Origin of the sequence: Reyranella sp. (assembly GCF_030651995.1) — a bacterium.
In the GTDB taxonomy this organism is placed as follows: domain Bacteria; phylum Pseudomonadota; class Alphaproteobacteria; order Reyranellales; family Reyranellaceae; genus Reyranella.
The window spans coordinates 50,992-60,095 of sequence record NZ_JAUSBN010000068.1 but is presented as its reverse complement, the minus strand read 5'-3'; the positions used below and the strand labels follow the sequence as shown (position 1 = coordinate 60,095).

The window sequence follows — 9,104 nt, the reverse complement described above, 5'->3', positions numbered from 1 at the left end:
GAGCGCCGCGCCCGTGAGCGCGCCGAGGCCATCCGCCGCACCCGCAAGCTGATGCGCAAGCGCATGGAGCGCGAGGGCTACTAGTCCTCCCCTCCTCGCACGAGACGACAACCCCCGGCATCCCCGGGGGTTTTTGTTTGGTCCGGCAACGGAAGGGCCAACGGAGCGCGCAACTCCAGTTGCGCTCTTGCCGTGGCTACTCGCGAGCTTGAGCACCACAGCAAGGCAATCGCATCTGGCCCAAAGAGGGCGGAGTAGGTGAAAGGTCCCTCACTGCGTTCGGGATGACAATTTGGTTGGGATTTGCGCAGTGCGCCGATCAAACAAACGGTGTCATCCCGAACGCAGTGAGGGATCTTTACATTGTATCGCGAGATCACTCTGGCTTCGATGAAGCAGCAACGAATGCCGCCGCATGACGATCACGTAGTCGGCGGAAGACTTCTCGGGCCGGAACGCTTGGCGTCGGATCCGCAAGCGCTTCCTCCACCGCTTGTCTCAACTCAGCCACCGAAGCGCATGTGCGAGGCTTCCCGGAGTTCGGCTCGTTTTTGGGAGACATGTCATTCCTCCGTATTCGACTGCGGTGAGCTAAGAAGGCGCGGGCGCTCTCCTCAAGCCACGAGCGCAGCGATCGCCGCCTCCAGCTCGGCGACATCGGTCACGACGGCATCGGGTGTTTCGGCCGCCGAGCGTGGCCGCTGGCGTCGCCAGCGCCCCGATCGGAACTGGATGGTCGCCATGCCGGCCGCCTTGGCCGGCGCAATGTCGGTATCGATGCGATCGCCGACCAGGATGCACTCGACCGGCGGGACGTCGTGATCGCGCGCGAACAGCTCCGCGATCCCGGCCCGCTCCAGGCGCTCCCAGCGGGGCTCGACTGCACACAGCACCAGACCTCGCCCCTTGAGGCGCTTCAGCAGGTCCTCGATTTCGGGCCGAATCTGGAAGGCATCGAGTTGCCCCGTCATGGCCTCGACCCTCCGCACCACGCGCGCGACCGTCGTGGGCTCGCCGCCGCACAGCGTCTCGATCATGTGGTGCACGACATCGGGCGCGAAGGCGGCCACGGCCTGCTCGGACGCCTCTTCCACCATCGCCGGATCGACGCGAATGCCTTCCATCCCGCAGGCCGAGGCAATAGCGCCGTCGAGCGCCATCTCCCACGCAAACTCAAGATCGACCGCGCCGCCGATATCGAAGATGACGGCACGGTAGTTGGTAGTCAGGGTTTCACTCCTGATTTCCGCATTCTCTCGACGACGAGCGGATCGACGGCCTGCGCCGCCGCCATGTCAGCGTCGCCGCCCGCATTATCGCCCTTGAGACGCTTGGCGACGCCTCGGCCATAGAGTGGCGAAGCCGGCGTCGTCGCAGCCGGCGATCCGATGGCGATGGCCTTGTCGAAATCGGCAATCGCATCGTCGGCGCGCTTCATGTGCAGATTGACGATTCCCCTGGCGAAGTAGCCGCCCGCCTGATCAGGCCATTTGGCAATGGCCGCTTCGCATGACGCAAGTCCCTCGGCATGCCGCCCCACCATCGACAGCAGAACGCATCGATCCGTCAGCATGTAGCTGTAGTTGGGCAACACCGAGATTGCCTTGTCGAAATCGGAAATTGCGCCATCAAGATCGCCCTTGTCCCGGTAGACATAGCCCCGTGTCAGGTAAAGCGCGCCATTCTGCGGCTGTATCCGGATGGCCTCGTCGATCGCTTCTATCGCAAGATCGTAGCGCTTCTGCTGCCAGTAGATGCTGAGCAAGCCTAGCCAGGAATTGAAGTCGTCGCGGTCGATCGACAGTACGGCTCTGAAATCCGAGAAGGCCATGTCGAAAGCACCCAGCATTGCATACGCGCTTCCACGATTTGAAAGCGCCGTGCGATCCTGGGGGTCGAAGCTCAGGGCCAGACTCAAGTCAGCGATTGCGCCGTCCGCATCCTTGCTCTCGTAACGGGCTTTGCCGCGCCAGCGAAGCGCCTCGGCGACAGCCGCAGCACTCCGTGACTTATCCGCCAGAAAGGCGCTGCAGGCAGCGATGACGGCTGGTGTACGACCTGAACCGCTACAGGGCGGACTCGGTCTGTCCTGCGTTTGGCCGAGGACCGGCGACGCGAGCAGCGTCGCTACGATGCCAAGGACCGCAGGCCGGCTCAGTGCGTCGATTCCAGCGACTTCACGATGTTCTCGCACATCACCTTGGCGTCGGCGAAGAGCATCATGGTGTTGTCTCGGAAGAACAGTTCGTTGTCGACGCCGGCATAGCCCGAGGCCATGCCGCGCTTCACGAACAGCACGGTCTGGGCCTTCTCGACGTCGAGGATCGGCATGCCGTAGATCGCGCTCTTGGGGTCGGTCTTGGCGGCCGGGTTGGTGACGTCGTTGGCGCCGATCACGAAGGCGACGTCGGTCGAGGCGAAGTCGCGATTGATGTCGTCGAGCTCGAAGACCTCGTCGTTGGGCACGTTGGCCTCGGCCAGCAGCACGTTCATGGGGCCGGGCATGCGGCCGGCCACCGGATGGATGGCGTAGCGCACCTGCACGCCTTCCTTCTTCAGGAGGTCGGCCATCTCGCGCAGCGCGTGCTGGGCCTGCGCCACCGCCATGCCGTAGCCCGGCACGATGATGACCGACTGCGCGTTCTTCATCAGGAAGGCCGCATCCTCGGCCGAGCCGGCCTTGACCGGCTTGTCGTTCTTCGCCGCCGGCCCGCCGGCCGCCGCGCTGTCGGTGCCGAAGCCGCCCAGGATCACGTTGAAGATCGAGCGGTTCATGCCCTTGCACATGATGTAGCTCAGGATCGCGCCCGAGGAGCCGACCAGCGCGCCGGTCACGATCAGCGCCGTGTTGCCCAGGGTGAAGCCGATGCCGGCCGCCGCCCAGCCCGAATAGGAATTGAGCATCGACACCACGACCGGCATGTCGGCGCCGCCGATCGGCAGGATCAGGAGGAAGCCCAGCGCCAGCGACAGCACGATCAGCAGGACGAAGGTCGAGGTGTGGCCACGCATCGCGAACCAGACCAGCAGCACGACCAGCGCGATGCCCAGCAGCGCGTTCAGCGGATGCTGGCCCTTGAAGATCAGCGGCGAGCCCGAGACCAGACCCTGCAGCTTGGCGAAGGCCACGACCGAGCCGGTGAAGGTGATGGCGCCGATGGCGGTACCCAGCCCCATCTCGATCAGGCTCTGCACCTTCATCTTGCCGGGCACGCCCAGGCCGAAGGCTTCGGGCGAGATGAAGGCCGCCGCCGCGACGAACACCGCCGCGAGACCCACGAGTGAATGAAAGGCCGCCACGAGCTGCGGCAGGGCCGTCATCTGGATGCGCAAGGCAACGAACGTGCCGATCGCGCCGCCGATCACCAGGCCGGCCAGGATCAGCCAGGGCGAGAGGACGCCGGGCGACAGCACGGTGACGCCGATGGCCACCACCATGCCGACGATGCCGAACAGGTTGCCCTGCCGCGAGGTCGTCGGCGAGGACAGGCCGCGCAACGCCATGATGAAGCAGATGGCGGCGATCAGATAGCCGTAGGCGGCCAGTTCCTGGGTGAACATCCCTTGCTCCCGCCGACTACTTCTTGACCGGCTTCTTCTTGAACATCGACAGCATCCGGTGCGTGACGATGAACCCGCCGAAGATGTTCACCGCGGCCAATGCCACGGCAATGAAACCGAAGAGCTGCGCCGCGCCCAGCCCCTTGAGGCCGGCCGCCAGCAGCGCGCCCACGATGATCACGGACGAGACCGCGTTGGTGACCGCCATCAGCGGCGAATGCAGCGCCGGCGTCACCCGCCAGACCACGTAGTAGCCCACGAAACAGGACAGCGCGAAGATGGTGAGCAGCGCCACGAACGGCATGTGGCCGTCGGGGATGGCGACCGGGCTCGCCGCCGCCGCGTCGGTGATCTGCTGCGCCAGGGCCTTGAGCTGGGCGGCGACGTCCTGCGCCTGGGTCGCGAGCTTGGAGGCCTCGCCTGCGATCTTGTCGTCCATGGGCCGCTCCTAAGCCTGGGTCAGCGAGGGATGCACGATCTGCCCGTCGCGGGTGACCAGCGTGCCCTTCACGACCTCGTCCTCGAGGTTGATCGTGAGCGCCTTGGTCTCCTTGTCGACCATCGGCGTGATAAAATTCAGCAGGTTGCGCGAGAACAGCGCCGAGGCGTCGGTCGCCAGCTCGCCCGGAAGGTTGGCCGGACCGACGATCTTCACACCGTACTTCTCGACCACCTTGCCGAACTCCGACAACGGGCAGTTGCCGCCCTGCTCGACCGCCATATCGACGATCACGGAGCCGGGCTTCATCGTCTTGACCATCTCCTCGGTCACCAGCACCGGCGCCTTGCGGCCGGGGATCAGCGCCGTGGTGATCACGATGTCCTGCAGCTTGATGTGGTCGGCCACCAGCGCCGCCTGCTTGGCCTGGTACTCGGGGCTCATCTGCTTGGCGTAGCCGCCCGCGGTCTCGGCCGCCTTGAACTCCTCGTCCTCCACGGCCACGAACTTGGCGCCGAGCGACTGGACCTGCTCCTTGGTGGCGGGGCGCACGTCGGTGGCGGTGACGACCGAACCGAGGCGCCGCGCCGTGGCGATCGCCTGCAGGCCAGCCACGCCCACGCCCATGATGAAGCTGCGCGATGGCGCGAGCGTGCCGCCGGGCGTCATCATCTGCGGGAAGATGCGGCCGTAATTGTTCGCGGCCACCAGCACGGCCTTGTAGCCGGCCAGATTGGCCTGCGACGACAGAATGTCCATCGACTGCGCACGCGTGATGCGCGGGATCAGCTCGAGTGCAAACGAGGTGATGCCGCGCGAGGCGAGTGCCTGCACCAGCTCCTTGTTGGTCAGCGCCCCGAGCGGCGCCATCAGGGTCTGGCCCTGGCGCAGCAGGCCGAGTTCGTCGAGCCCTTCCTCCGCCGTCATCGGCCGCTGGATCTTGAAGACGATGTCGCCCGCGGCGATGGCCGAGGCCGCGTCCGGCACGATCGTCGCGCCGGCCTCGCTGTAGGCCTGGTCGGTATAGGCGGCGACCGTTCCGGCGCCTGCCTCGATCGTGATCTCCGCGCCCAGCGCCTTCAGCTTCTTGACCGTCTCTGGAGTGGCGGCCACACGGGTTTCGTGGGGCCTGCGTTCTTTGATGATGGCGATTTTCATGGAGCGCTTCAGATCCGTTTGAACGCGGCGGGACGCTTCGAGCGCTGCACCTTGCACAGCGATCCGTTCTTTGCCAAGCCGGTTTTTCGCCGCGCGGACGCCTTCGGCTTACCCGCTCCCATCTCCCATGCTACGCCTCGACCATGGCTGACCAACCGCACATCCTGACCGGCTTCCATTTCACAAAGGCGACGCTCGCTTCGTTCGGTGAGCGCTGCAAGATCATCGGGCACATGGACAATCCCACGCCCACCGTCGCCGACATCCCGCCCGGCACCGCGGCCACGGTGCAGGCGATCGTCAGCACCGGCAGCGTCGGGATCTCGGACGCGATGATGGCGGCCCTGCCCAGGCTCTCGCTGTTCTGCTGCTACGGTACGGGCTACGAGCGCGTCGATCTCGAAGCGGCGCGCCGGCGCGGCATCATGGTCACGCACGGCGCAGACGCCAATGCGCCCGACGTGGCGGAACTCGCGGTCGGCATTCTCCTGGCCTCGACCCGCCGCCTGGTCCGCGCCGACAAGATGATCCGTCGCGGCGAGTGGAAGCAGCGCATCCCCAACCGCTTCGGCGCCATCGCCGGCCTGACCGGCGGCAGGGTCGGCATCCTGGGGCTGGGCGCCATCGGCCTGGAGGTCGCCCGGCGCCTCAAGGGGTTCGACGTCGAGATCGGCTACTGCAACCGCAGCAAGCGCACCGATGTCGACTTCCCGTATTTCCCGGACGTGATGGCGCTCGCCACCTGGTGCGACTACCTGATCGTCTGCCTGCGGTCGGATGCCTCCAACCGGCACATCATCAACGCCGAGGTGCTGAAGGCGCTGGGCCCGCGCGGCCACGTGGTCAACATCTCGCGCGGCTGGGCGGTCGACGAGGCGGCCCTCGCCGACGCGCTGCGCAACGACATCATCGAAGGCGCGGCCCTCGACGTGTTCGACGAGGAACCCTACACCGGCACCGAGCTGCTCGAACTCGACAAGTTGGTGATGACACCGCATTTCGGCGGCGGCACGCAGCACGCCCAGCGCCGCATGACCGACCTCGTCTGCCGCAACCTCGACAACCATTTCGCCGGCAGGCCGGTCGTCTCCCCGGTGCCCGAGTTCCGCGACTGGGCCAACTCTCCGGACGCACCGAAGCCTCGTTAGAGTCTTTCCGAGATCGATAGAATCACCACCAACCTCATGCTGAGGAGCGCTCCGCAGGAGCGCGTCTCGAAGCATGGGCACGAGCACCGCGCCTGTTGCCGATCCTTCGAGACGCGGCCTGCGGCCGCTCCTCAGGATGAGGTCGTGTGGATCGACTTGAAGCCGAAAGACTCTAATTCGGCGGATCTTTTCCGATAACGACGCTCGCCCCCGTGTACTTCGGCGGCGTGTCGAACCAGACGTCGAAGTAAGCCCGCAGGGCAGAGGGGTAGCGCCGCAGCTCGGTCATGAGGCTGTAGGCGCGTTTCACATCTTGGGCCTCGAAGCCCCAGGCCTCGATCCCCTGCTCGCGCGCGAGGAAGATCGCGCGGGAGAGGTGGAAGCGCTGGGAGACGATGATCATGCGCGTCTGGCCGAAGACCGATTCGGCGCGCAGCACCGAGTCCAGGGTGCGAAGACCCGCGAAATCCCGGTAGATCGCCTCCGCCGGCACACCGCGCTTGATCAGGCCTTCGCGCATCGCCGTCGGCTCGTCATAGTCGGCACGGCTGTTGTCGCCGCTCACCAGCAGGTACTTCACCTTGCCGGCCTTGTAGAGCGCGGCCGCCGCATCGAGCCGGTAGACGAAGTAGCGATTGGGCCCGCCCTCCGGACCGATCGGGGCGGCCCCGAGCACGAGCGCCACCGGCACGTCGGGAAGCCTCGCCGGATCGTCGGTGATGTAGGCCGCGGCCAGGGTTTCGAGCCGGCGCTCGGCCAGCCATGACAGGAGCGACATCAGGAGGGCCATCGCGCCCAGCGCGAGCACCGCGTACAACATCAACCGCATGTCATCGCCCTGATCGCACTCCCGTCAACCCGTAGAGAGCCAGCATGCCCCGCCTCAGCACCGCCGAAGCCACGGTCGAAACCCTCCTGCTGCACGGCCTCGACACGATCTATGCCCTGCCTGGCCTGCACCAGGATCCGCTGTTCGACGCCTTCTATCATGCTTCGGACCGGCTGCGGGTGATCCATCCGCGCCACGAGCAGACGGCGGCCTACATGGCGCTGGGCGCGGCGCTCGCCACCGGCAAGCCGCAGGCTTTCGGGGTCGTGCCCGGTCCCGGCCTGCTCAATGCCGGTGCGGCGCTGCTCACGGCCTACGGCATGAATGCGCCGGTGATCGGCCTGATCGGCCAGATCCCGCAGGCCGACATCGACCGGGGCCACGGTCACCTGCACGAGATCCACGATCAGCTCGGCCTCATGCGACACATCACCAAATGGGCCGAGCGCATCCGCAGCCCGCAGGAAGCGCCGACCCTGGTCAGTCAGGCGATCTGGCAGGCCACCTCGGGCCGCCCACGTCCCGTCGCGCTGGAATGCGCGCTCGATACCTGGGCCAGGCGCAGCGAGGTGGTGATCCCAGACGCGCCCTTGCCGCTACCACCGGAGTCGATCGACGACGAGGCGGTCGAGACGGCCGCGCGGATCCTCGGCCAGGCCGAGCGACCGATCATCGTGCTGGGCGGCGGCGCCATGGACGCGTCCGCCGAGATCATCCGGCTCGCCGAGATGCTCGAGGCGCCGGTCAGCTCCTACCGGCGCGGCCGCGGCATCGTCCCCTCCTCGCATCGGCTCGCCGTCGACATGCCGATCGGCCATCGCCTGTGGAAGGACGCCGACGCCGTGCTGGCAGTCGGCACGCGCTTCTTCATCCAGAACGGCAGCTGGGGCATCGACGACAGGCTCAAGGTGGTGCGGGTCGACATCGATCCCGACGAACCGGAGCGCTTCCGCAAGCCCGATGCAGCCCTGGTCGGCGACGCCGCTCCGCAACTTCGGGCGCTGATCGCGGCCCTCGCCCGCCACAACCGCAAGCGCACCTCGCGCGCCGAGGAGCTGAACGGCCATCGCGCCTGGTTCGCCGGGCGCCTGTCGACGCTCGAGCCGCAACTCTCCTTCCTGAAGGCGATCCGCAACGCGCTGCCCGAGGACGGCATCTTCGTCGACGAAGTCTCGCAGATGGGCTTCGCCTCGCGCGTCGCGCTGCCGATCGAGAAGCCGCGCACGTTCCTGTCGCCCGGCTACCAGGACAATCTCGGCTGGGGGTTCGGCACGGCTCTGGGCGCGAAGGCAGCGATGCCCGACCGCAAGGTTCTGGCGATCGCCGGCGACGGCGGCTTCATGTACCAGGTGGGAGAGCTGGCGACCGCCGTTCGGCACAACATCGCCGTGGTGGTCGTGGTGTTCGACAACGGCGCCTTCGGCAACGTGAAGCGCATCCAGCAGGAGCGCTACGGCAACCGCCTGATCGCCTCGGACCTGCAGAATCCCGATTTCGGCAAGCTGGCCGATTCCTTCGGCATCGCCTCGTTCAAGGCGCTCGATGCCAGGCAGCTTGAAGATGCCCTGCACAAGGCCTTCGCGCTCAATGCGCCCGCCCTCGTCTGGGTCCCGCATGGCGACGTCCCCAGCCCCTGGGACCTCATCATGATGCCGAAGGTCAGAGGCTAGAGTCTTTCCGGCTGAAGTAGGATCACTGTCCTCCCCATTCAAATGGGGAGGTGTCGTCGTCTCACGACGACGGAGGGGTCAGGATTCGCGGTGACGACGAGCCTGACCCTATCGCCCCGTATGACGCAGGAGTGTCCGGGGAAAGATTAAAGAGGTCCCTCAAATCGCTAGCAGCGGCAACGCTACGTTACAATCCAGGGAGTGTCCGACAGAGGCCCCCGCGTTTTTTCCAGCCGGCTCGATTTGTACGCACTTTGTCATCCCGAGCGCAGCGAGGGACCTTTAAAGCCACCGATAAA

Annotated in this window: 8 protein-coding genes and 1 pseudogene; 3 read left to right on the top strand and 6 right to left on the bottom strand. The window is 66.2% G+C overall.

All coding sequences use genetic code 11. The annotated features are described in order from the left end of the window. A pseudogene (locus Q7V45_RS21425) lies at positions 1 to 84 on the top strand (30S ribosomal protein S21); the annotation flags it as partial. Between the two features lie 530 nt (positions 85 to 614). On the opposite strand, the gene Q7V45_RS21420 reads toward Q7V45_RS21425, so the two are convergent. From Q7V45_RS21420 to Q7V45_RS21400, 5 genes are all read right to left on the bottom strand, one after another. Continuing rightward, a complete protein-coding gene (locus Q7V45_RS21420; RefSeq protein WP_304855882.1) occupies positions 615 to 1,160 on the bottom strand; it encodes an HAD family hydrolase in 546 nt (181 codons plus the stop codon). 65 nt (positions 1,161 to 1,225) lie between these two features. Next, a complete protein-coding gene (locus Q7V45_RS21415; protein WP_304855881.1) occupies positions 1,226 to 1,918 on the bottom strand; it encodes a tetratricopeptide repeat protein in 693 nt (230 codons plus the stop codon). A 236-nt stretch (positions 1,919 to 2,154) separates the two neighbouring features. Beyond that, on the bottom strand, positions 2,155 to 3,561 hold the full coding sequence (locus tag Q7V45_RS21410) for an NAD(P)(+) transhydrogenase (Re/Si-specific) subunit beta (RefSeq protein WP_304855880.1): 1,407 nt from the start codon (positions 3,559 to 3,561) through the stop codon (positions 2,155 to 2,157). A gap of 16 nt (positions 3,562 to 3,577) precedes the next feature. Further along, positions 3,578 to 4,000, bottom strand: coding sequence for an NAD(P) transhydrogenase subunit alpha (locus Q7V45_RS21405; RefSeq protein ID WP_296322225.1), 423 nt, complete (start codon positions 3,998 to 4,000; stop codon positions 3,578 to 3,580). A gap of 9 nt (positions 4,001 to 4,009) precedes the next feature. Beyond that, entirely contained in the window at positions 4,010 to 5,158 is a 1,149-nt protein-coding gene (locus tag Q7V45_RS21400; RefSeq protein WP_304855878.1) for a Re/Si-specific NAD(P)(+) transhydrogenase subunit alpha, read from the bottom strand. 143 nt (positions 5,159 to 5,301) lie between these two features. On the opposite strand from Q7V45_RS21400, the gene Q7V45_RS21395 reads away from it, so the two are divergent. Then, positions 5,302 to 6,306 (top strand): 2-hydroxyacid dehydrogenase, encoded by a 1,005-nt coding sequence (locus tag Q7V45_RS21395; protein ID WP_304855877.1) that lies wholly within the window; start codon positions 5,302 to 5,304, stop codon positions 6,304 to 6,306. A 172-nt stretch (positions 6,307 to 6,478) separates the two neighbouring features. On the opposite strand, the gene Q7V45_RS21390 is transcribed toward Q7V45_RS21395, so the two are convergent. Beyond that, positions 6,479 to 7,135, bottom strand: coding sequence for a vancomycin high temperature exclusion protein (locus tag Q7V45_RS21390; protein ID WP_304855876.1), 657 nt, complete (start codon positions 7,133 to 7,135; stop codon positions 6,479 to 6,481). Positions 7,136 to 7,179: 44 nt separating this feature from the next. Between Q7V45_RS21390 and Q7V45_RS21385 the strand changes: the two genes are divergently transcribed. Beyond that, the gene (locus tag Q7V45_RS21385) at positions 7,180 to 8,805 is read left to right on the top strand and encodes a thiamine pyrophosphate-dependent enzyme (protein WP_304855875.1); all 1,626 of its coding nucleotides are present in this window, start codon (positions 7,180 to 7,182) and stop codon (positions 8,803 to 8,805) included. Positions 8,806 to 9,104 lie beyond the last annotated feature (299 nt).

Bases quoted from the DNA above. Each gene is read 5' to 3' on its own strand.
- Q7V45_RS21420 (WP_304855882.1), bottom strand. From the start codon at position 1,160: ATGGCGCTCGACGGCGCTATTGCCTCGGCCTGCGGGATGGAAGGCATT.
- Q7V45_RS21410 (WP_304855880.1), bottom strand. From the start codon at position 3,561: ATGTTCACCCAGGAACTGGCCGCCTACGGCTATCTGATCGCCGCCATC.
- Q7V45_RS21405 (WP_296322225.1), bottom strand. From the start codon at position 4,000: ATGGACGACAAGATCGCAGGCGAGGCCTCCAAGCTCGCGACCCAGGCG.
- Q7V45_RS21400 (WP_304855878.1), bottom strand. From the start codon at position 5,158: ATGAAAATCGCCATCATCAAAGAACGCAGGCCCCACGAAACCCGTGTG.
- Q7V45_RS21395 (WP_304855877.1), top strand. From the start codon at position 5,302: ATGGCTGACCAACCGCACATCCTGACCGGCTTCCATTTCACAAAGGCG.
- Q7V45_RS21390 (WP_304855876.1), bottom strand. From the start codon at position 7,135: ATGCGGTTGATGTTGTACGCGGTGCTCGCGCTGGGCGCGATGGCCCTC.
- Q7V45_RS21385 (WP_304855875.1), top strand. From the start codon at position 7,180: ATGCCCCGCCTCAGCACCGCCGAAGCCACGGTCGAAACCCTCCTGCTG.